The organism is Mesorhizobium sp. A623 (genome assembly GCF_054489405.1).
This window is the reverse complement of record NZ_JBTMXB010000001.1, coordinates 69,227-89,781: the sequence shown is the minus strand read 5'-3', so window position 1 is coordinate 89,781 and position 20,555 is coordinate 69,227. Positions and strand designations below refer to the sequence as shown.

Here is a 20,555-nt window from a genome sequence, read left to right as displayed (position 1 = left end):
GTCAAAGCCGGTAGGCTTGCTTGGCCAGGCGGTAGGCGAGATCGTGCGCCACCTCCTGCGCCTCATCCTCGTCGAGCCGGTGGTCGGCCACCAGTTCGGCCAGGAAATTGCAGTCGACGCGGCGCGCCATGTCGTGGCGCGCGGGGATCGAGCAGAAGGCGCGGGTGTCGTCGTTGAAGCCGACCGTATTGTAGAAGCCGGTCGTCTCCGTGGTAAGCTTACGAAAGCGGTACATGCCTTCGGGGCTGTCGAAAAACCACCAGGGCGGCCCAAGCCGCAAGGCCGGATAATGCCCGGCAAGCGGCGCAAGCTCGCGACCGTAGGCCGTCTCGTCCAGCGTGAACAGGATCAGTGTCAGGCGCGTGTCGTTGCCGAAAGCGTCGAGGAGCGGCTTGAGGTCGTGCACATAGTCGGTGCGGGTGGGAATGTCGGCGCCCTTGTCGAAGCCGAATTCGGAAAAAACCTGCGGGTTGTGGTTGCGGAACGAACCGGGGTGGATCTGCATGACCAGACCGTCCTCGACGCTCATGCGCGCCATTTCCGTCAGTATCTGCGCACGGAACAGGTCGGCGTCCTCGGGCGAGACATCGGCCTTCAGCACCCTGTCGAACAGGGCTTGCGCGTCTGTCTTCGAGAGGTCGGCGGTGCGGGCATTGGGATGGCCATGGTCGGTCGAGGTCGCGCCGCGATCCTTGAAATAGGCGCGGCGGATGCGGTGCGCCTCCAGATAGCCGGCATAGCTGGTGGGCGTTCCGGCCAACGCCAGGAAACACTCCAGCTCTGTACGAAAACCGTTGCGCGACGGATCGACGACGGCGTCCGGCCGGTAGGCCGGCACAACCCGCCCCTCCCATCCGGAAGCCTTGATCGCGTCATGTGCGGCCAGCGCATCGGTGGCAGCGTCCGTCGTCGAGATGGCTTCGATGTTGAAGCGCTTATAGAGCGCGCGCGGGCGCATTTGCGGCTGTTCGAGCTGTTCTGCGATGCGATCGTACAGCCGGTCGGCATTTTCCGCGCCAAGCTGCTCTTCGATCCCGAACACCGTTTCCAGCGAATGCTCGAACCAAAGTCGTGTCGGGGTTCCTCGGAAAAGGGCGTAATTCTCGGCGAAACGGCGCCAGATCTTGCGCGGGTCGGTTTCGATCGGGCCGCCATCCAGCCGCGGCACGCCGAAATCCTCCATGCGCATTCCCTGGGAGTAGAACATGCGCAAAATATAGTGATCGGGCTTGACGAACAGCGTGGCGGGGTCCGGGAACGGCAGGTCGTGCGCATACCACTCCGGCTCGGTATGGCCGTGCGGGGAGATGATCGGCAGGGCATGCACGCTTTGATAGAGGCGTCTCGCGATGGAGCGGACGGTGGGGTCCGGCGAAAAAAGCCTGTCAGGATGGAGCGGCATTGCAAATCCTTAGCGTCGGGCAGTGAAGCGGCATTCGGAACGGAGGGGCGACCAAACGCCCGCGATCATAATGTGGGATGAAGCGGCGTTCCGATATTGGCGAACTGTAAGGAATAATATATTAATATGTCAACTGGTCGAAGATCGGAGATCGAGGAATGAAATCAGCAAAGGCGCGTGAGAACGTTGCGGGCTCCGAGCCGACCGCTGTTCCCGCCGCTCCGGCTCGAGCGAAGATGCGGCCGTCCGGTATCGTGCGTACGACCGCCGCGTCGGCGGTTTACCGCGAACTGCATGCGGCGATCGTATCCATGCAGATAAAACCCGGCAACGCCTTGAACGAAAAAGCCCTGACCGAGCGCTTCGGGGTCAGCCGGACACCGGTGCGCGAGGCGCTGATTCGTCTGGTCGAGGACGGGCTGGTCAACATCTACCCGCAGTCGGGAACCTTCGTCGCGCCGATCCCGATCTCGCTCATTCCCGAGGCTGTGGTCATCCGCAAGGCGCTGGAGGGTGCTACCGTCGAAAAGGCCGCGCAATGCGCGACGAGCGAAGACGTGGCGCTGCTCGACGAGATACTGGCGCGGCAGCGGTTCCTTGCCGAGCGCCAGGACATGAACGGCTTTCACGAGGCCGACGAGGCGTTTCACGAGGCGATTGCCAAGATCGCCAGCTATTCCGGCATCTGGGACTATCTGAAGCCGGTCAAGGTGCAGATCGACCGCGCGCGGCGCATGACGCTGCCCGCACTTGGCCGCATGGACCACGTGATCGGCGAGCACGCGATCATTCGCAACGCCATTGCGGCGCATGACGTGAACGCCGCCTGCGAAGCCATGAAAATCCATCTTGGCGCGGTCATTCCCGATGTGGAGCAGTTGCGCGATACCTACCCCGACTGGTTTGTCTGATCGGACCGGTCCCTAAAATAGTTTGGAGATTGAACGAATGCGTGAGGCATGGAGATGGTTTGGACCGGATGCGGGGGTTCCGCTCGATGCCGTGCGTCAGGCCGGCGCCACCGATATCGTATCGGCCCTGCACGAAGTGCCGATCGGGCGCGCCTGGACCAAGGCGGAAGTGGCGGCGCGCAAGGCGATGATCGAGGATACGCCGCCCGGCCGCTCGCCGCTTACCTGGTCGGTCGTTGAAAGCATACCGATCCCCGACGCCGTCAAACGCCACGGCGGTGAGGCCAAGGCCGAGATCGAAGCCTGGATCGCCAGCATGGAAGCGGTCGCGGCCAACGACATCCGCATCATCTGCTTCAACTTCATGCCGCTGGTCGACTGGACCCGCACCGATCTCGACTACGAATTGCCAAGCGGCGCGACGGCGATGCGCTTCGACCAGGACCGGTTCGCCGCCTTCGACCTGCATCTCCTGAAGCGCAAGGGCGCGGAAGCCGACTATTCGATGGAAGACCGCGCGCGGGCGAAGGCCGTCTTCGAGGCTATGAGCGAAGACGAGGCCGCGGCCCTCGTCGCCAATATCGCCAGCGCGCTGCCGGGCTCGACCACGGAGCCGTTAACGGTCCCGCAATTTCGCGAGCGGCTGGAGCGTTACGCCGGCATCGACGCCGCCAGGTTGCGCCGCCACCTCACCGAATTCCTGGTGGCGATCGCACCCGCTGCCGAAGCGAGCGGCGTCCGGCTTGCGCTGCATCCCGACGATCCGCCCCGCTCGCTGTTCGGCCTGCCGAGGGTCGCCTCGACCGCAGCCGACTACGACGCGCTCTTTACGGCGGTACCGTCGCCTTCCGTCGGCATGTGCTTTTGCACCGGCAGCCTCGGCGTACGCGCCGACAACGACCTGCCGGCTATGGCCAAGCACTTCGCAGGGCGCATCCCCTTCGCGCATTTGCGGGCGACACGGCGCGAAGGCGACGGCCGCAGCTTCCATGAATCCGCCCATCTGGAGGGCGACGTCGACATGGTCGCGGTTCTGCGCGAATTGCTTGCCGAGGACGGCAAAAGGGCCGCGCACGACACCATCGTCTTCCGCCCCGACCACGGCCACCGCATGCTGGACGATCTTACCAAGAAGGTGAACCCCGGCTATCCGGCCATCGGCCGGCTGCGCGGGCTGGCGGAACTGCGCGGCATCATCCACGCGCTTCAATCGAAGGCCTGACGGAGCGGCAACGCTCCCGGCACCGGCAGCCGGACGCCTCTTGACACACATCTGTGCAAGCGCTTTCATGCAAGCGCTTGCACAGGAACGCACATGATCGGGCGAAGGCGCAACAATTCATCCTCGACACCGACGCTGAGCGAAGTAGCGAATGCCGCCAACGTCTCCTCGGCCACGGTTTCGCGCGCGTTCGGTCGGCCGGAGCTTCTCAATCGCGAGACGGTGGAACGCGTCCATTCGGCTGCGGCGCGCCTCGGTTATGTCCCCAACCATGCCGCTCGCGCGCTGAGCACGGGCAGGGTAGGCAACATCGCGCTGATCGTGCCCGACATCACCAACCCGTTCTTCGCCGCCCTGATGCGCGGCGGGCAGGCAACGGCCCGCGAACGCGGCTATGCAACATTCATCGGCGATTCCGACGAGACGCCGGAACTGGAAGACATGCTCCTCACCAAGCTGTCGGCGCAGGTCGAAGGCTTCATCATCGCTTCCTCGCGCCTGCAGACCAAGCAGATCCTCGAACATGCGCGGCGGCGGCCTTGCGTTCTCGTCAACCGGGACATTCCCGGCATGACGCGGCTGCTGGTCGATACCGGGCCGAGTTACGCACAGGCGCTGGAACATCTGGTTTCACTCGGCCACCGGTCGATCGCCTATGTCGCCGGGCCGGCATTTTCCTGGTCGAACAGCCAGCGCTACGGCGCGGTGACGAGGGCGGCCGCTGAGCTTGGGGTCGACATCGTGCGGGTTGCGACATTGCGGCCCAGTTTCGAAGCGGGCCAGGCCTGCGTTGATGAACTTGTCCAGACCGGGGCAACCGCGGCCCTCGCCTTCGACGACGTCATGGCCCAGGGCATCATGTCCGAGCTTGCCGCGCGCGGCCTGTCGGTGCCGGGCGACTACAGCGTGGTCGGGTGCGACGGCATATTGGCGCCGACCCTTTTCCCGCCCCTGACATCCATCGTCACCCATTGCGCGGAGGCCGGAAGGCAGGCGGTAGAGCTTCTTGCCGCCATGCTGCAAGGCAAGCCCCTGCCCCACCGGCGCATCAATCTCGCCACCGAACTCGTCATCCGGGCGACGACCGAAAGCCCGTCCGCGCTGCGAGGCATGGCGCGGGCCGACCGACTTACAGCAATGGAGTGAACATGCGAATTTACGTGAAACCGGACAAACAGGCGCTGGGCACTGCTGCCGCCGAACTCGGGGCGCAGGCGATCCGGGCCGCGATCGAGGCGCGCGGTGCGGCGAACATCATCGTCGCCACCGGCGCCAGCCAGTTCGAGGTGCTTGCCGCGCTGGTGAAGCGGGACGACATCGACTGGTCGCGCGTCACCGGCTTCCATCTCGATGAATATGTCGCCATGCCGGATACGCACCCGGCGAGCTTTCGGCGCTATCTGAAGGAGCGCTTCACAACGCAATTGCCGTCGCTCGGGGCCTTTCATCTCATCGACGGGGACGTGGCCGACCCGGCCACGGAGGTTGCCCGCGTCAGCGCGCTGATTGCCCGCCATCCCATCGACGTCACCTTCGCGGGCATCGGCGAAAACGGGCATCTGGCCTTCAACGATCCGCCCGCCGATTTCGAGACGACCGCGCCGTACCACATCGTGACGCTGGACGATCGCTGCCGCCGTCAGCAATTCGGCGAGGGCTGGTTTCCGACGCTGGACGACGTTCCGCACAAGGCGATCTCGATGACCGTCAACCAGATCATGAAAAGCGGCCTGGTCGTGCTGGCGGTGCCGGACGCCCGCAAGGCCGAGGCGGTGCGCGATACGCTCGAAGCGCCGATCACGCCGATGGTGCCGGCAGGCATCCTGCGCAGACATGGCGCCTGCCACCTGTTTCTCGATCCGCAATCGGCCGCTTTGCTTCGCGAAGTACCGGACACAGTGGGCGAATAGACGCCCACACAACTTGGAAAAAGGGAGGAGATACCGATGACAACTCGACGCAATGCCCTTCTGACGATCTTGGGCGCTGGCGTTGCCGTGACGGCAAGGCCGGTTTTCGCACTCGCCAAGGAGTTTCCGAAACCGAAGGAACCGCTGGTCATCAACGTGGTCGACGTTGCCGGCGACCTGCAACTGAGCCAGCGGGCGCTCGACAAATTTGCCGCGACCCATCCGGAACTGGTGTCGAAATTCGTCTACACCCAGGCGCCCGCGCCGGAACTTGCCGCCAAGCTCATGGCCCAGCAGGCGGCAGGCCGGCTGGATATCGATTTCGTGCTTACCGGCAACGACGCCCTTGCCGCCGGCATCGAGCAGGGGTTGTGGACGCAGATCCTGCCCGACTATGAGGATATGTTCCCAAAACTCGACGAGCGCTACCTGCCCGGCGCCTATGCCATGCAGAAGATGGCGAGGGGGCAGGGCTTCGTCGACAGTTGGTATCCTTCAGGCCCGCTTCTGGAATATGCGCCGGAGCGCGTAAAAGATCTTCCGCAAACCGCCGAAGAGCTGCTTGCCTGGTGCAAGGCGCATCCGGGCAAGTTCATGTATGCGCGCCCGGCGAATTCCGGCCCCGGCCGCACCTTCGTCATGGGCCTGCCCTATCTGCTCGGCGACAAGGACCCGCAGGACCCCATCGACGGTTGGGAAAAGACCTGGGCCTATCTCAAGGAACTGAACGACTGCATTGACTATTACCCGTCCGGCACGACCGTGACCATGAAAGAACTGGGCGACGGCACCCGCGACATCATCGCCACGACGACCGGATGGGACATCAACCCGCGCTATCTCGGCATCGTCCCCGAGGAATACAAGGTGTCGACCCTGAAGGGCTTCCACTGGGTCAGCGACGCCAATTACATGGCGATCCCCAAGGGAGTCTCGGAAGAAAAGCTCGGCGTTCTCCTGCAACTGATCGCCTTCATCCTGGAGCCGGAACAGCAGGCGTTCATGTACGACCACGGCTACATGTATCCCGGCCCGTCGATCAGGGACGTGCCGATCGAGATGGCGCCGCAGGACAGCCAGGACACGATCAAGCGTTTCGGCCGGCCCGAATATGCGGCGATGATCGCCGACAACCCGATCGAGCCGCCGCTCGACGCCAAGCCGTTGGTTGCCATGTTCGAGAAGTGGGACAAGGAGATCGGTGCCACCAACAACGTCAAATAGGAACCTCTACGCTCCAACCATTTTGATTGAGCATCGGAGTAGGCCGAAAACCGGTACCTGCTTTCCGATCCGGTGCTCTTGGCCGGCATTTGCATGAAATCCCTCGGTCCGGCGTCGGGTCGAGGGATTTGGCGCTTGCGCCGGCGCAGGATTGCCATGGCAATCGGTGCCGGGATGCGGGCCGGCCGGTCTTTGAAAGACGACGCACTCTTATGGGTGGGAAAACAACCGGGGTTGCCCGGAATGGTTTGGTGGAGCCAAGCGGGATCGAACCGCTGACCTCCTGCATGCCATGCAGGCGCTCTCCCAGCTGAGCTATGGCCCCATTCCGGCACAGGCCGGTGCCGTTTCCGGCGAAGTCGACGTGGCTGGAAACCGCGCCGTCAGTGCAGGCGGCTTCTAACCCCGCCTCTCGTCAAGATCAAGCCTTGGTCGCGCGCTTTTTTGCGCCCAGGGCGAAAAGCCGGCAGGCAACGTCTCGCGCGCCCGCCCCGGTTTCAGACGTCGTCGTCGTTGTCGCCCACGCCGATGATGTCGCCGACATCGTCGTCTTCCTCTTCATCGTCGGCGAGGAACGTGTCTTCATCGTCGTCGCCGAGGTCGACATCCTCGTCTTCGTCGAGGTCGGGCACGTCGTCGGTCTTCTTTTCTTCGTCCGCCTCTTCAAGCGAAACGACCTCGACGCTCTCTTCCTCGTCGGCGTCGGCTTCCTTGACCTCTTCTTCTTCCTCCTCGAGGGCCGCAGCCTTGCTGTCCTCGAAATAGGAGCGCGGATAGGTCTTGCCGGTATAGGGCGAAACGATCGGATCCTTGTTCAGGTCGTAGAATTTCCGACCCGTCTCGGGGTCGATACGTTTGGTGCCGAGTTCGGATTTTGCCACTGCAAGCCTCGTATGGAAAAGTTTGGTCCCCTTAACCACAGTTTGCGGCCCTGTCAAAGACTTAAAGCCGCGCCCCGAAAACGTGTTTCCAAACAGGCAGGCTCAGGGGATGACCGTTCGCTGCTGCCGTGATACGAGACTGCCGCAACAATAAGAAAACGCCCGCATAGCGGCCGTTGCGCAAGGAAGAATCATGCCGCACGAAGCAGCGCCGCTGCCGGCCGTCAGCCGAAAATCAAACCCGCTTTCCGGCACCGTGCGCGTGCCCGGCGACAAGTCCATTTCGCACCGCTCCTTCATGTTCGGCGGCCTCGCGTCGGGCGAGACCCGCATCACCGGCCTGCTCGAAGGCGAGGACGTGCTGCGCACCGGCGAGGCCATGAAGGCGATGGGCGCGCATATCGAGAAGCACGGCGACGAATGGGTGATCCGTGGCACCGGCAACGGCGCGCTGCTCGAACCGGAGGGGCCGCTGGATTTCGGCAATGCCGGCACCGGCTCGCGCCTGACTATGGGCCTGGTCGGGACTTACGACATGGAAACGACCTTCATCGGCGATGCCTCGCTGTCCGGCCGGCCGATGGGCCGCGTGCTCGATCCGCTGCGGCAGATGGGCGTGCAGGTACTGAAGGCGACGCCGGGCGACCGCATGCCGATCACGCTGCGCGGACCAAAACACGCCGCCCCGATCACCTACCGCGTCCCCATGGCCTCGGCGCAGGTCAAGTCGGCGGTGCTGCTGGCCGGGCTCAATACGCCGGGCATCACCACCGTCATCGAACCGGTGATGACGCGCGACCATACCGAAAAGATGCTGCAGGGGTTCGGCGCGAACCTGGGCGTCGAGACCGACGAACGCGGCGTGCGCCACATTTTCATCGAGGGCCAGGGCAAGCTGACCGGCCAGACCATTGCGGTGCCGGGCGATCCGTCTTCGGCCGGCTTCCCGCTGGTGGCGGCGTTGATCGTGCCGGGTTCCGATATCATCATCGAGAATGTGCTGATGAACCCGACCCGCACCGGTCTGCTGCTTACCTTGCAGGAAATGGGCGGCAAAATCGACGTGCTCAATCCGCGCAACGAAGGCGGCGAAGACGTTGCCGATTTGCGGGTGCGCTCTTCCGAATTGAAGGGCGTCACGGTGCCCCCGGAACGCGCACCGTCGATGATCGACGAATATCCGGTCCTGGCCGTCGCCGCCTGTTTTGCCGAGGGCGAAACGCTGATGCCGGGACTGGAAGAACTGCGCGTCAAGGAAAGCGACCGGCTGGCGGCCGTCGCCAATGGGCTGAAGCTGAACGGCGTCGACTGCACCGAAGGCGAAGCTTCGCTGGCGGTGCGCGGCTCGGCCGACGGCAAGGGGCTCGGCGGGGGTGCCGCCGTCAAGACCCATCTCGACCACCGCATCGCCATGAGTTTCCTAGTCATGGGACTGGCCAGCGAAAAGCCGGTGACCATCGACGACCAGGCCATGATCGCAACCAGCTTCCCGGAATTCATGGATTTGATGCGCGGACTTGGCGCGGAGATAGATGTCGTGGGGAGCGCCTAATGAAACCGATGCTGTCGCCGCGCAGCCCGATAAGGGGTGCTTGCCGATGACCACTGTTGGCGAAGCGCTCATCAGCCTGCTCGAAGCCCATGGCGTCGATACCGTCTTCGGCATTCCCGGCGTCCATACGGTCGAGCTTTACCGCGGGCTGGCAGGCTCCACCATTCGCCATGTCACCCCGCGCCACGAGCAGGGCGCCGGCTTCATGGCCGACGGCTATGCGCGCGCCTCGGGCAGGCCGGGCGTTGCCTTCGTCATCACCGGGCCGGGGCTGACCAATACGATCACCGCCATGGGGCAGGCCCGCGCCGATTCGGTGCCGATGCTGGTGATCTCCGGCGTCAACGCCACCGCGACGCTGGGCAAGGGCCTGGGCTTCCTGCACGAATTGCCGGACCAGCGCGGCATGATGGAAAAAGTGGTGCTGTTTTCGCAGCGCATCGAAGACGCGGCGGAATTGCCCGCAGCCCTTGAACGCGCATTCTCGCTGTTCGCGACGGCGCGGCCCGGACCCGTGCATATCGAAATCCCGATCGACGTGATGGCCATGCCTGCCGAAGGGCTGGTAGCAATGCCTGCAAGCGAGGCGTCGCCTTCTCCCGAACCAAAAGCCATTGCCCAAGCCGCAAAACTCGCCAGCGCGGCTGAGCGGCCCGTACTCCTCGTCGGTGGTGGGGCCAAGGGCGCGGAAGCGGCGCTGAAGCGCCTAGCCGAGCGGCTTGGTGCGCCGGTCGTCCAGACCTCCAATGCGCGCGGCCTAATGCACGGCCATCGGCTCTGCGTGCCGGCCAGCCCCAGCCTGAAGGCGGTGCGTGCCTTGATCGCCGATGCCGACCTCGTCATCGCGGCCGGCACCGAGTTCGGCCCGACCGACTACGATATGTATGGCGATGGCGGTTTTTCGATGCCGGCCAATCTGGTGCGGATCGATATCGGCGTCGACCAGCTTGATCGCCATCCAGCAAGCGTTTCCATCCACGCTGATTGCGGTGCGGCCTTCGAGGCGCTGCTGGCGCAAATCGATGGCTTGCCGGGCGCGGCTGACGGCGCTTCCCGTGCTGCATCCGCCCGCGAAGCCGCTTTTGCCGAGATCGGCCTCGCCATGCAGGCGCAGGTGCGGGTGGTGGAAACCATCCGCGACGCACTGCCGGGCTCGATCATCGTCGGCGATTCGACCCAGCCGATCTATGCGGCCAATCTCTATTATGATCACGACCGTCCTGCCGGCTGGTTCAATGCGGCCACCGGCTTCGGCGCGCTGGGCTTTGGCCCGCCGGCGGCAATCGGTGCGGCTATCGCCATGCCCGATGTGCCGGTCGTGTGCCTTTCCGGCGATGGCGGTTTTCAGTTCACGCTGCCCGAACTGGGCGCGGCACTCGATGCGGACGCGCCGGTCATCTTCGTTGTCTGGAACAATCGCGGCTACCGCGAGATCGAGACCTCGATGCGCGATGTCGGCGTCGAGCCGGTCGGCGTGTCGCCGGCCCCGCCGGATTTCTGCAAACTTGCCGACGCTTACGGCATCCCGGCGGAGCGGCTTTCCAGCCCGGATGGGCTGAAGGACGCGCTGTTGCGGGCGAGAGGGTCAAGGCGCTGTTATCTTGTCGAGATTTCGGTTGAGTGACTGGCCGAAAGGCGCGACACTTCTGCCCGAATAGCCGTGGGGTAATCGATTATGGCCGAAACATTACAGGACAGGCACATCGTCATAACGGGCGGCACCGGTGCGCTCGGCGGGGCGGTCCTGGCGAAGCTGCTTGCCGAAGGCGCGGTCTGCCATGTGCCGAACGCGCATGCGTCGGCACCGCCGCATTTTGCCTTTGCCGGCGACGAGCGCGTGAAACTTGCGCATAATGTCGATCTTGCCGATCCAGCCAAGGTCGAAGCTTTCTATGCAAGCGTTCCGGACTTGTGGGCATCGGTCCATCTGGCCGGCGGGTTTGCCATGGCCCCGGTGGAAGATACGGATCCGGCTTCGTTCGACGAAATGATGGACACCAATGCGCGCACCACCTTCCTGTGCTGCCGCGCCGCGATCCGCTCCATGCTGGCTTCCGGCCTGGGCGGCCGCATCGTCAATGTCACGGCGCGGCCCGGCCTTGACCCCAGGCGCGGCAGCGGCATGGTCGCCTATACGGCAAGCAAGGCCGCCGTCGCGGCAATGACCGTGGCGCTGGCGGAAGAAGTGAAGGGCAAGGGCATCCTGGTCAACGCCATTGCACCCTCGACGCTGGACACGCAGGCCAATCGCGCCGCCATGCCGAAGGCCGACTTCGCCAAATGGGTCAGCCTGGAAGCGACCGCCGAGACGGTGGCCGCACTTATCTCCACCCGCAACATCGCGACCAGCGGCGCGCTCCTGCCGCTATATGGCGGGGCTTAGTCCCGCCGCTACATGGTCGGACAAAGCGCGTCCGCGTCTTCGGTCCGGCGATAGAAGCGCAACGGCTTGTCCTTGCCGGACGGACATTGCGTGAGCCACGAAGGCGGGTTCCCTTCCATCAGCATGAAGGCCAACGGCGATTTTTGTCGGAACGCCTCGGCAAAGCCGGCGGGCGCGGCACAGACGGCAACGAGATTTGCTCCCGTCTCGGCAAGCACACTGTCCGCGTCTTGCGTCGCCGGGTCGAAGAACCGATGCACGCGTTCGATGCCTTGTGCGGCCGGGTGATTGGGTATCGCCACCACCACCGGTCCAGCCGGCTGCGCCAGCAGGTCGGCGCCGACAAGCGGAGGCGCAAGCACGACGGCCCCCGTCGGCCAGTCATATCGTCCCACGGACGGCGTCGCGCCGCAGTAGCCCGCCAGATCGACCGCTGTGACCGGCAGCGGCGCGGTTTTGACGCTCAGGTGATAAAGCGCCAGTAAAAGCGCCAGCGCCATGCCGGGAACGATCAGCATGAGCCGCCTGAAGGTCGTTGTCGGGAAGCGGCCATGGGCATATTTTTCTGCCGCCAGACGCGGCGGCAAAAGGGCAGCAACGACAAACAGCAGGCCTATGCCGGAAAACAGAGGCAGGTAGCGCAAATAGCGAAAATAGACGATGGCCTGGACCAGCGCGAGAAGCGACGCAAGCGCGAACAGGACGAGGCCGCGTTCCCGACGCCGCTCGACCAGGCACAGCATGATGGGCGCCAGCGCGCCGACAAACAGCACCATCATGGCGGGAAAGCTTTCCGACAGCACGAAGTCCGGCCGTTGAAAGAAGCTCAGTTCCTGCGGAATGCCTTCAAGCACCAAGGCGCGCAGATGCGCATCCATCCCGGCATAGGGCCCTTCCAGGCATAGCGGAAAAAGGGCTGCGACCACGGCCATGCTGGCCATAGCGGGGATGACGAGTACGCCCGCCCGCAGCAACGGGCCGTGACGGCTGGCCAGCAATGGTGCTGCCGCGAAGGTCAGGCCGGCCAGAACCAGGGCCAAGGCATAGGGGACGGAATAGGTGTCGCACTTGGCCGCAGCATAGGCGGAAGGCGGCACGATCACTGCAAAAAGCACCAGTGCCGTAACCGCCAGCGCCCCGCCGAAGATCGCGATCCGCGCCCGCCCGTCCTTGCGGCCAAAAACGAAGTCGAACGCATAGAGGCCGACGACCAGCGCATGGAAAACAGCGAATTCGAGGCTGATGGCCATGCCGAGAGCGACCAGCGCCCCGCAAGCAACCGTGGCAGTGCGGCGCGGCGACAAGGCGAGCGCAAGAGCCGCGAAAAAGATCAGCACTTCCAGATTGTGATAGTCGATACGGCCCGGCGCGAACTCGAAGAAGCTTTGCAGCGCGCAAAATACGGCCAGGGGCAAGGCGATTGCCGTTCTGGTGAAGCCGGAAGCGACCACCAGCCGGTTGTAGAAATACAGGGCCGGAGCCAGCAAAAGCAGCGGCACGGTAATGGTCGCGACCGACAGGGCGGTTTCGTTTCCGACAAGCGGCATGACCAGCCACGCGACAAGCGCATAGGGAAGATCGACGATCCAGGGCCAGTGCGTGACATAGGGTTCCGGCTGCAGGATGCCCGGCAGCGTGCGGTCGAAGACATTTCCTGTTGCGATGAACGTGCGGATTTCGTGCAGTTTCAAGAGATCGTCGGGATCGTTGGCCATGGCCAGGCCCAGCACATGCCGAAAGATCATGTAGAGGGCGAGGCCGATATAGCAGAGCGCCAGCGGCAGCAGCCCGCCGCCCGTAGGTGCAGCCGCCCGGCTGACACCCAGACCGTCATAATCCGCCGATGTTAAATCCCGCCCCATGCCCCTGTATAGACCGGCAAGATTGCCTTCGCGTAAACGATGCCGCTCCATGCAAGGGCCGAACGACGGATGCATGGTCCAAACAAAACCCCGCCGGATCGCTCCGGCGGGGTTTTTCGTCAGGTCGCGCGAAAGGCGCGGCCGATAGTCAGGCTTAGCTGCCCTGCTTCTTCAGCGCGGCACCCAGAATGTCGCCAAGCGAAGCGCCGGAGTCGGTCGAACCGTACTGGGCGACCGCTTCCTTCTCTTCGGCGATTTCCAGCGCCTTGATGGAGACCTGCAGCTTGCGGGTCTTCTTGTCGAAGGCGATGATGCGGGCGTCCATCTTCTGACCGACCGAGAAACGCTCGGGACGCTGCTCGTCGCGGTCGCGCGACAGGTCGTTGCGCTTGATGAAGGTCTCGATGCCGCTGTCGACCAGCCGCACTTCCAGGCCACCTTCCTTGATGCCGGTGACTTCGCAGGTAACGACCGCGTTCTTGCGCAGTTCACCGCTTGTCGCCGCTTCGCCGACCGTATCCTGCGCCAGTTGCTTGATGCCGAGCGAGATGCGTTCCTTGTCGATGTCGACGTCGAGCACCTGCGCCTTGACCATGTCGCCGCGGTTGTACTCCTCGATCACCTGCTCGCCCGGACGGGTCCAGTCGAGATCGGAAAGGTGAACCATGCCGTCCACGTCGCCTTCCAGCCCGATGAACAGGCCGAACTCGGTCTTGTTCTTGACCTCGCCCTCGACCTGGCTGCCGACTGGGTAGGTGCGTGCAAAGGCTTCCCAAGGATTCTCAAGCGTCTGCTTGAGGCCGAGCGAGATGCGGCGCTTGGCCGGATCGACCTCGAGCACGACCACGTCGACCTGCTGGGTGGTCGATAGGATCTTGCCGGGGTGCACGTTCTTCTTGGTCCACGACATTTCCGAAACGTGGATAAGACCCTCGATGCCCGGCTCCAGCTCGACGAACGCGCCGTAGTCGGTGATGTTGGTGACGGTGCCGGTGATCTTCTTGCCAATCGGGAACTTGGTGCCGATGTCGGACCACGGATCGCTCTCGAGCTGCTTCATGCCCAGCGAGATGCGGTGCGTCTCCTGGTTGATGCGCACGATCTGCACCTTGACCGTCTGACCGATGTTGAGGATTTCGGTCGGATGATTGACGCGGCGCCATGCCATGTCGGTGACGTGCAGCAGGCCGTCGATGCCGCCGAGGTCGACGAACGCACCGTAATCGGTGATGTTCTTGACGACGCCTTCGACAACCTGGCCCTCTTCGAGGTTCTGGACGATCTCCGAACGCTGCTCGGCACGGCTCTCTTCGAGCACGGTGCGGCGCGACACGACGATGTTGCCGCGACGGCGATCCATTTTCAGGATCTCGAAGGGCTGCGGGTTGTGCATCAGGGGCGTGACGTCGCGGATCGGGCGGATGTCGACCTGCGAACGCGGCAGGAAGGCAACGGCACCGTCCAGATCGACGGTAAAGCCGCCCTTGACCTGGTTGAAGATGACGCCTTCGACGCGCTCGCCCTTGGTGAACTTCTCTTCGAGCTTGACCCAGCTCTCTTCGCGGCGGGCCTTTTCACGCGAAAGCATGGCTTCGCCCAGCGCGTTCTCGATGCGCTCGACATAGACTTCGACGGTGTCGCCGACCTTGAGGGTCGAGTCCTTGCCCTTGACGCCGAATTCCTTCAGCGGCACGCGGCCTTCGACCTTCAGGCCGACGTCGATGATGGCCATGTCCTTTTCGATCGCGGTGATGGTACCGCGTACGACCTGGCCTTCGCCGGAATGACCGGCGGAAAATGTTTCTTCAAGCAGGCTCGCGAAATCGTCGCGAGTGGGATTTGCAGCTGACATTGTTTCTCCTGAAAGGCTCCGCCTGGCAGCGAAGCAGGCGCCGTGGGTTAGCGTTGCGGTTGCCTGCCGGCGTTCCGGGTCTTTTCAAAACCCTGGCCGCCTTTCGAGGCGGCAATTTCGGCGCATAAAGAATGCTGGCAGGCTGGTTTGTTTGCCCGCTCGTTTTTCTCCGCCTCCCCTTTCGGGAAACGGTAAGAAAATCGATCAGACAGCGTCTCTCCTGACCGTCGCGTCGTCTATGATCGCCATGGCCGCAAGAAACGCGGCTTCTATAGACATTTCCGACGTATCGAGCAAGTGCGCGTCCGCCGCCGGCTTCAACGGCGAGTCCGCGCGGCCCATGTCACGTTCGTCACGACGAAGGATGTCGACAAGGATGTCCTTGAAATCCGCTTTCCCGCCGATGGCCTCGATCTCGTCGAAACGGCGCCGTGCGCGCACATCCGCACTTGCCGTCACGTAGAGTTTCACCGTGGCGTCCGGGCAGACCACCGTTCCGATGTCGCGCCCGTCAAGCACCGCGCCGGGCGCTGTGTTGGCGAATTCGCGTTGCTTTTCCACCAATATCCGGCGAACGCTCGGGAATACGGCCACTTTCGAGGCCGCTTCGCCCACGGCATGCGCCGAAAGAACGGTCCGGTCGAGTTTTTTCAGATCGACCTGGCGCGCCGCCGTCTCGGCTGCCGAGACATTGGCCAGCGGCAGGCCAAGTTCCAGCAGCGCATGCGCCACCGCGCGATAGGTCAGGCCGGTGTCGAGCAGGTTCAGCCGGTAGTGGTCGGCAAGCCGCCTTGCCAGCGTTCCCTTGCCTGCCCCTGCCGGCCCGTCGATGGCGACGACGATATTGGAATTCGTGGCGCTCATGCCCGCCCCTCCATCATGCCCGATGCACCGGCCGCGTCAGGCAGGTCGGGCCGCCCTCGCAAGCGACACACAGCGCATCCGCCTCGAAAGTCGTGACGGTGCAGCCCGCGGCTTCCATGGCGGCCTTGGTTTTCGGGAAGCCGGCAATGGCGATGACCTGCCGATGGTCGGTCGGCAAAACGTTGAGGCTGAGGCCGTTGGACAGGCGAAACTCCTCCGCATCGCCTTCGACCAGTCGAATGCCATGCGCCTTCAGCATCTGATAGAAGGGTGCCGGCAGCAGCGGCGAATAGACGAGCGCCAGATCGTCCGCCAGCGGGCTGATGACCGACATCAGGTGCAGGCAGGCCTCTTCGCCTTGCCACAGCGGCAGGTCGAAGCCGTAAACCGAAATGCCTTTGGGGCCAAGCATTTCGGTAAGTTGCCGCACGCCCTCCTGGTTGGTGCGAACGCCCCGCCCGACAATCAACGTATGCTTGTCGAGCCAGATGGTATCGCCGCCCTCCACCTGGCCCGGCGCTTCGATGCGGCCGAGAATGGGAATGCCCATGCGCGTATAGGCCGCCTCATGCAAGCCGGGCTCCGGCAGCCGCAGCGCCTTGCCCATCGAAAGGATGATCGCGCCGTGATCGCTCATCAGCGACGGATCGAAGGTGAAGACAGAATCGGCCAGGCCGTCATCCTCGTCGGTCAGCCATTCGATGGTCGCGCCCGAATCGGCCACGAGCCTGGCCAGGCCCTCATGCTGAACGGCCGCCTTTTGCGGATCGAAACCCGGCCCGTAGTGCCACTGGCTGGCGTCGGCCCGACGCATGGCGCTGGCCGCCGAACGCATCATCACCCGCTTGAGTGGCCCCGCCATCGACTGCGATCCGTATGCCTTTTCCACCGCGCTCTCCTTGAAAATCCCTGACTGAAATATGCCGTGGCTCAATAACCATTGCAGCACGGTGCGATCAATGGTCCAAATACGATGGTTGACGCCGGCAAGCGGAACGGTCCATCTTGAAAAGAAAAAGCTGGCTAGTGGCGGGTAATGGGTAGGAAATTCCAGAGACGACCGGTTGATCCTCGCCACGGGGCGGCGAAGCGCTGATGGTGTCCAGCACGGCAACGACCTTGAGGCCGGGCGCGCAGCAGGATGCGCCCGAAGCCATCCACATCGACAATCTGCATAAGAAATTCGGCCAGTTGCATGTGCTGAAAGGCGTTTCGCTGTCCGCGCGCGACGGCGACGTCATCGCCATCATCGGCGGCAGCGGATCGGGCAAGTCGACCTTGCTGCGCTGCATCAACTGCCTCGAAAACCCGACCAGCGGCGTCGTTCGCGTCAATGGCGAAGAAATCCGTATGAAGGCCGATAGCCAGGGCAACACCCAGCCCGCCGACCGAAAGCAGATCGAACGTATCCGCTCCAAGCTCGGCATGGTGTTCCAGAACTTCAATTTGTGGAGCCACATGACGCTGATCGACAACGTCATCGAGGTTCCGGTGCATGTGCTGGGCGTCAAGCGCGACGAGGCCATCGCGGAGGCGGAAAAGCTGCTTGCCCGCGTCGGACTGGCCGAAAAGCGCGACGTCTATCCGGCCTATCTGTCCGGCGGCCAGCAGCAGCGCGCCGCGATCGCCAGGGCGCTCGCCATCAAGCCGCGCGTCATGCTGTTCGACGAGCCGACCTCGGCGCTCGACCCCGAACTGGTCGGCGAAGTGCTCAAGGTCATCGGCGACCTGGCGCGCGAGGGCCGCACCATGGTGCTGGTCACGCACGAGATGAAGTTCGCGCGCGAGGTCGCAACGCATGTCGTCTATCTCTACAACGGGGTAGTCGAGGAGGAGGGGCCGCCGGAGGCGATTTTTGGCGCGCCGAAGTCGGAGCGGCTGAAGCAGTTCATCCGCAGTATCGGATAATTTGGGGCTAACAGACGGGAACGTCACAAAGTGGGAGAACGAAGAATGAAGACTTTTCTGAAGATGGCGTCGGTGGCCGCCGTAATGACGCTGACCGGCGCATTTTCGGCGAGCGCGGAGCAGACCAAGGTCGGCTTTTCGCCGGAAGCCTACCCGCCCTTCTATACGCAGGATTCGTCCGGCAACTGGACCGGCTGGGAGGTGGATATCACCATGGCGATCTGCGCCGAGGCCAAGCTTGATTGCGTGCTGACCCCGATCCCGTGGGATGGCCTGATCCCGGCGCTGAAGACGAAAAAGATCGATACGATCATGAATTCGCTGTCGATCACGGCCGAGCGCAAGAAGGAGATCGACTTCTCCGACAAATATTACAACACGCCGACGGTGATCGTCGGTGCGAAATCCGAGAAATTCGATGCCACGCCGGAAGGGCTGAAGGGCAAGATACTGGGCGTTCAGGTTTCCACCGTTCACGCAGCCTACGCCAAGAAGCATTTTGCCGACAGCGCGGCCGAGATCAAGGAATACCAGACGCAGGATGAGGCCAACCAGGATCTGGTCGCCGGCCGCATCGATGCCACGCAAGCCGACGGCATCGCGCTCGATGCCTTCCTGAAATCCGACCAGGGCAAGGAATGCTGCGATCTCAAGGGCGCGGTCGCGCCAGATCTTGAAGTGCTTGGACCAGGCGTCGGTGCAGGCGTACGCAAGGGCGACACCGAACTTGCCGGCAAGATCAACGAAGCCATCAAGGCAATCCGCGCCAATGGCAAATATGCCGAGGTCACCAAGAAGTACTTCGATTTCGACATCTTCGGCGACGAAGCCGCCGCGAACTAACGGTATCGGCCGCCGGTCAGCTACCCCTTTATCGACAGGGGACGGCTGGCCGGTCGCTTCCTGAGCGGCCCGTTCCGGCAGCCGCTCACTTTCCGTTGATTTCGTATCGGGTCACAAAAGCATCTGTGCTTTGATCCGATGCCACACCGTGAGGAACTATCCTGTACGACATTCTTGCCGCTGCCTTCGGAAGCAGCACGCTGGCGCTGCTGTCGCTTTCGCCTCCGGGCTGGGGCGCGAACCTGCTGGTCGGCCTCGTCAAATCGATCGAGATCGCGGCGGGCGCATTCGGCCTCGGCCTGTTGATCGGCATTTGCGGGGCCTATGGCAAGCTCTATGGTGGCCCGGTCGTCCGCGACCTGTTCGAGGTCTATACGACGGTCGTGCGCGCGGTGCCCGAACTCGTGCTCATCCTGCTGCTCTATTATGCCGGCACCGACCTCATCAACCAGTTGCTGGGTGTGTTCGGCCATGCGCCGGTCGACATCAACGGGCTTGTCGCGGGCATCGGCGTGCTGGGTGTCGTGCAAGGCGCTTATTCGACGGAAGTCTTGCGCGGGGCGATCCTCGCCATCCCGCAAGGGCAGATCGAGGCGGCGCGTGCCTACGGCATGCCCCCCCGCCTGCTGCTTCGGCGCATCACGCTGCCTGCCATGCTGCCTTTCGCCATCCCGGGCCTCGCCAACCTCTGGCTCATTGCCACCAAGGATACCGCACTTCTGGCCATCGTCGGCTTCAGTGAACTGACGCAGACGACCCGGCTCGCGGCCGGCTCCACCAAGGCCTATCTGACCTTCTTTCTCGCGGCGGGCGCCTTGTATCTGACGCTGTCGCTGGTTTCCAATTTCTACATCGCGCGCATCGAGCGGCGAGCGCGGCGCGGCATGCCCTCGCTCAAGGACGCGCACTGATGTCCGCCGGCGAAGCCCCCTTTATCCAACGCGCGGCGCGCGCTTCGCTGTGGCTGCAGCCGCACCGGATCGTCATGCTGGCCGTCGCGCTGGGTCTCGTGCTGTCGGCGGCATTCTTCATGCGCTGGGATTGGCTGCCGCGCTACTGGCCGCTGGCGCTGGAGGGCATCTGGCGGACCCTATGGCTGCTGGTGGTCACCTGCGTGCTCGGCATCACGCTTGCCATCCCGCTTGGGCTGGCGCAGGCGGCGGGGCCTAGATATCTCAGCGTACCGGCGCTTGCGTTCTGCTCGATCATTCGCGGCACGCCGCTTTTGCTGCAACTGTGGCTGCTCTATTTCGGGCTGGGCTCGCTGTTTCCGCAATTCCCCTGGATACGCGAATCCTTTCTTTGGCCGTATCTGCGGCAGGCCTGGCCTTATGGCGTGCTGGCGCTGACGCTGTCCTATGCCGGCTACGAGGGCGAGGTGATGCGCGGCGCCTTTGCCGGCGTGCCGCGCGGTCAACTAGAGGCCGCCCGCGCCTTCGGCATGACCCGCTGGACCGCCTTCCGGCGTATCTGGCTGCCGCAGGCGCTCTACCGGGCGTTGCCGACGCTGACCGGTGAAACCGTGCTGCAATTGAAGGCGACGCCGCTGGTGGCGACCATCACCATGGTCGACATCTACTCGGTGGCTTCGCGTGTGCGGCAGGAGACGTTCATCACCTACGAGCCATTGCTGCTGCTTGCCGTGGTCTATATGGCGATCACCGGCATCCTCGTCTTCGTTTTCCGCAAGATCGAAGCCCGGATGCCGAACAGGGTAGGATAGAACCGCTATCCAAAATCA

Annotated in this window: 18 protein-coding genes and 1 tRNA gene; 12 read left to right on the top strand and 7 right to left on the bottom strand. The window is 63.6% G+C overall.

Features of this window, described 5'->3' with window-relative positions; all coding sequences use genetic code 11:
* Position 1: 1 nt before the first annotated feature.
* Positions 2-1,402, bottom strand: coding sequence for a glucuronate isomerase (uxaC, locus tag ACX3P1_RS00505; RefSeq protein ID WP_459077571.1), 1,401 nt, complete (start codon positions 1,400-1,402; stop codon positions 2-4).
* Between the two features lie 158 nt (positions 1,403-1,560).
* On the opposite strand from uxaC, the gene ACX3P1_RS00500 reads away from it, so the two are divergent.
* The 5 genes from ACX3P1_RS00500 to ACX3P1_RS00480 all read left to right on the top strand — a co-directional run bounded on the left by ACX3P1_RS00500 (position 1,561) and on the right by ACX3P1_RS00480 (position 6,669).
* Positions 1,561-2,313 carry a GntR family transcriptional regulator gene (locus tag ACX3P1_RS00500; protein WP_459077570.1) on the top strand — a complete coding sequence of 251 codons (753 nt, stop codon included), beginning with the start codon at positions 1,561-1,563 and terminating at the stop codon, positions 2,311-2,313.
* A 37-nt stretch (positions 2,314-2,350) separates the two neighbouring features.
* Positions 2,351-3,535, top strand: a complete 1,185-nt coding sequence (uxuA, locus tag ACX3P1_RS00495; RefSeq protein ID WP_459077569.1) for a mannonate dehydratase — start codon at positions 2,351-2,353, stop codon at positions 3,533-3,535.
* 93 nt (positions 3,536-3,628) lie between these two features.
* A complete protein-coding gene (locus ACX3P1_RS00490; protein WP_459077568.1) occupies positions 3,629-4,681 on the top strand; it encodes a LacI family DNA-binding transcriptional regulator in 1,053 nt (350 codons plus the stop codon).
* A gap of 2 nt (positions 4,682-4,683) precedes the next feature.
* Positions 4,684-5,445, top strand: a complete 762-nt coding sequence (locus ACX3P1_RS00485; protein WP_459077567.1) for a glucosamine-6-phosphate deaminase — start codon at positions 4,684-4,686, stop codon at positions 5,443-5,445.
* A gap of 36 nt (positions 5,446-5,481) precedes the next feature.
* Positions 5,482-6,669, top strand: a complete 1,188-nt coding sequence (locus ACX3P1_RS00480) for an extracellular solute-binding protein (RefSeq protein WP_459077566.1) — start codon at positions 5,482-5,484, stop codon at positions 6,667-6,669.
* 249 nt (positions 6,670-6,918) lie between these two features.
* On the opposite strand, the gene ACX3P1_RS00475 is transcribed toward ACX3P1_RS00480, so the two are convergent.
* Both ACX3P1_RS00475 and ACX3P1_RS00470 read right to left on the bottom strand, forming a co-directional pair.
* Positions 6,919-6,994 (bottom strand) — tRNA-Ala (locus ACX3P1_RS00475).
* Positions 6,995-7,166: 172 nt separating this feature from the next.
* On the bottom strand, positions 7,167-7,550 hold the full coding sequence (locus ACX3P1_RS00470) for a TIGR02300 family protein (protein WP_459077565.1): 384 nt from the start codon (positions 7,548-7,550) through the stop codon (positions 7,167-7,169).
* A 193-nt stretch (positions 7,551-7,743) separates the two neighbouring features.
* On the opposite strand from ACX3P1_RS00470, the gene aroA reads away from it, so the two are divergent.
* Genes aroA through ACX3P1_RS00455 form a run of 3 tightly spaced genes read left to right on the top strand, consistent with a single transcriptional unit; the run spans position 7,744 to position 11,485 of the window.
* Positions 7,744-9,102 carry a 3-phosphoshikimate 1-carboxyvinyltransferase gene (gene aroA / locus ACX3P1_RS00465; RefSeq protein ID WP_459077564.1) on the top strand — a complete coding sequence of 453 codons (1,359 nt, stop codon included), beginning with the start codon at positions 7,744-7,746 and terminating at the stop codon, positions 9,100-9,102.
* A 46-nt stretch (positions 9,103-9,148) separates the two neighbouring features.
* A complete protein-coding gene (locus tag ACX3P1_RS00460) occupies positions 9,149-10,726 on the top strand; it encodes a 5-guanidino-2-oxopentanoate decarboxylase (RefSeq protein WP_459077563.1) in 1,578 nt (525 codons plus the stop codon).
* A gap of 51 nt (positions 10,727-10,777) precedes the next feature.
* Positions 10,778-11,485, top strand: coding sequence for an SDR family NAD(P)-dependent oxidoreductase (locus ACX3P1_RS00455; RefSeq protein ID WP_459077562.1), 708 nt, complete (start codon positions 10,778-10,780; stop codon positions 11,483-11,485).
* 8 nt (positions 11,486-11,493) lie between these two features.
* On the opposite strand, the gene ACX3P1_RS00450 is transcribed toward ACX3P1_RS00455, so the two are convergent.
* From ACX3P1_RS00450 to ACX3P1_RS00435, 4 genes are all read right to left on the bottom strand, one after another.
* A complete protein-coding gene (locus ACX3P1_RS00450; protein ID WP_459077561.1) occupies positions 11,494-13,347 on the bottom strand; it encodes a hypothetical protein in 1,854 nt (617 codons plus the stop codon).
* A gap of 154 nt (positions 13,348-13,501) precedes the next feature.
* Entirely contained in the window at positions 13,502-15,199 is a 1,698-nt protein-coding gene (gene rpsA / locus ACX3P1_RS00445) for a 30S ribosomal protein S1 (protein ID WP_459077560.1), read from the bottom strand.
* A 204-nt stretch (positions 15,200-15,403) separates the two neighbouring features.
* The gene (gene cmk, locus ACX3P1_RS00440) at positions 15,404-16,063 is read right to left on the bottom strand and encodes a (d)CMP kinase (RefSeq protein WP_459077559.1); all 660 of its coding nucleotides are present in this window, start codon (positions 16,061-16,063) and stop codon (positions 15,404-15,406) included.
* 13 nt (positions 16,064-16,076) lie between these two features.
* On the bottom strand, positions 16,077-16,925 hold the full coding sequence (locus ACX3P1_RS00435) for a dimethylarginine dimethylaminohydrolase family protein (protein WP_459077902.1): 849 nt from the start codon (positions 16,923-16,925) through the stop codon (positions 16,077-16,079).
* Positions 16,926-17,158: 233 nt separating this feature from the next.
* Between ACX3P1_RS00435 and ACX3P1_RS00430 the strand changes: the two genes are divergently transcribed.
* From ACX3P1_RS00430 to ACX3P1_RS00415, 4 genes are all read left to right on the top strand, one after another.
* The gene (locus ACX3P1_RS00430) at positions 17,159-17,971 is read left to right on the top strand and encodes an ABC transporter ATP-binding protein (protein ID WP_459077558.1); all 813 of its coding nucleotides are present in this window, start codon (positions 17,159-17,161) and stop codon (positions 17,969-17,971) included.
* Positions 17,972-18,016: 45 nt separating this feature from the next.
* Positions 18,017-18,814, top strand: coding sequence for a transporter substrate-binding domain-containing protein (locus ACX3P1_RS00425; protein WP_459077557.1), 798 nt, complete (start codon positions 18,017-18,019; stop codon positions 18,812-18,814).
* 200 nt (positions 18,815-19,014) lie between these two features.
* Positions 19,015-19,725 carry an ABC transporter permease gene (locus ACX3P1_RS00420; RefSeq protein ID WP_459077901.1) on the top strand — a complete coding sequence of 237 codons (711 nt, stop codon included), beginning with the start codon at positions 19,015-19,017 and terminating at the stop codon, positions 19,723-19,725.
* Entirely contained in the window at positions 19,725-20,537 is an 813-nt protein-coding gene (locus tag ACX3P1_RS00415; RefSeq protein ID WP_459077556.1) for an ABC transporter permease, read from the top strand. The genes ACX3P1_RS00420 and ACX3P1_RS00415 overlap by 1 nt, the downstream gene beginning before the upstream one ends.
* Positions 20,538-20,555: the final 18 nt, after the last annotated feature.

Excerpts from the sequence above, each read along its gene's own strand:
- uxaC (WP_459077571.1), bottom strand. The coding sequence starts at position 1,402 with ATGCCGCTCCATCCTGACAGGCTTTTTTCGCCGGACCCCACCGTCCGC.
- ACX3P1_RS00500 (WP_459077570.1), top strand. The coding sequence starts at position 1,561 with ATGAAATCAGCAAAGGCGCGTGAGAACGTTGCGGGCTCCGAGCCGACC.
- uxuA (WP_459077569.1), top strand. The coding sequence starts at position 2,351 with ATGCGTGAGGCATGGAGATGGTTTGGACCGGATGCGGGGGTTCCGCTC.
- ACX3P1_RS00490 (WP_459077568.1), top strand. The coding sequence starts at position 3,629 with ATGATCGGGCGAAGGCGCAACAATTCATCCTCGACACCGACGCTGAGC.
- ACX3P1_RS00485 (WP_459077567.1), top strand. The coding sequence starts at position 4,684 with ATGCGAATTTACGTGAAACCGGACAAACAGGCGCTGGGCACTGCTGCC.
- ACX3P1_RS00480 (WP_459077566.1), top strand. The coding sequence starts at position 5,482 with ATGACAACTCGACGCAATGCCCTTCTGACGATCTTGGGCGCTGGCGTT.
- aroA (WP_459077564.1), top strand. The coding sequence starts at position 7,744 with ATGCCGCACGAAGCAGCGCCGCTGCCGGCCGTCAGCCGAAAATCAAAC.
- ACX3P1_RS00460 (WP_459077563.1), top strand. The coding sequence starts at position 9,149 with ATGACCACTGTTGGCGAAGCGCTCATCAGCCTGCTCGAAGCCCATGGC.
- ACX3P1_RS00455 (WP_459077562.1), top strand. The coding sequence starts at position 10,778 with ATGGCCGAAACATTACAGGACAGGCACATCGTCATAACGGGCGGCACC.
- ACX3P1_RS00450 (WP_459077561.1), bottom strand. The coding sequence starts at position 13,347 with ATGGGGCGGGATTTAACATCGGCGGATTATGACGGTCTGGGTGTCAGC.
- rpsA (WP_459077560.1), bottom strand. The coding sequence starts at position 15,199 with ATGTCAGCTGCAAATCCCACTCGCGACGATTTCGCGAGCCTGCTTGAA.
- cmk (WP_459077559.1), bottom strand. The coding sequence starts at position 16,063 with ATGAGCGCCACGAATTCCAATATCGTCGTCGCCATCGACGGGCCGGCA.
- ACX3P1_RS00435 (WP_459077902.1), bottom strand. The coding sequence starts at position 16,925 with ATGGCGGGGCCACTCAAGCGGGTGATGATGCGTTCGGCGGCCAGCGCC.
- ACX3P1_RS00430 (WP_459077558.1), top strand. The coding sequence starts at position 17,159 with ATGGTGTCCAGCACGGCAACGACCTTGAGGCCGGGCGCGCAGCAGGAT.
- ACX3P1_RS00425 (WP_459077557.1), top strand. The coding sequence starts at position 18,017 with ATGAAGACTTTTCTGAAGATGGCGTCGGTGGCCGCCGTAATGACGCTG.
- ACX3P1_RS00415 (WP_459077556.1), top strand. The coding sequence starts at position 19,725 with ATGTCCGCCGGCGAAGCCCCCTTTATCCAACGCGCGGCGCGCGCTTCG.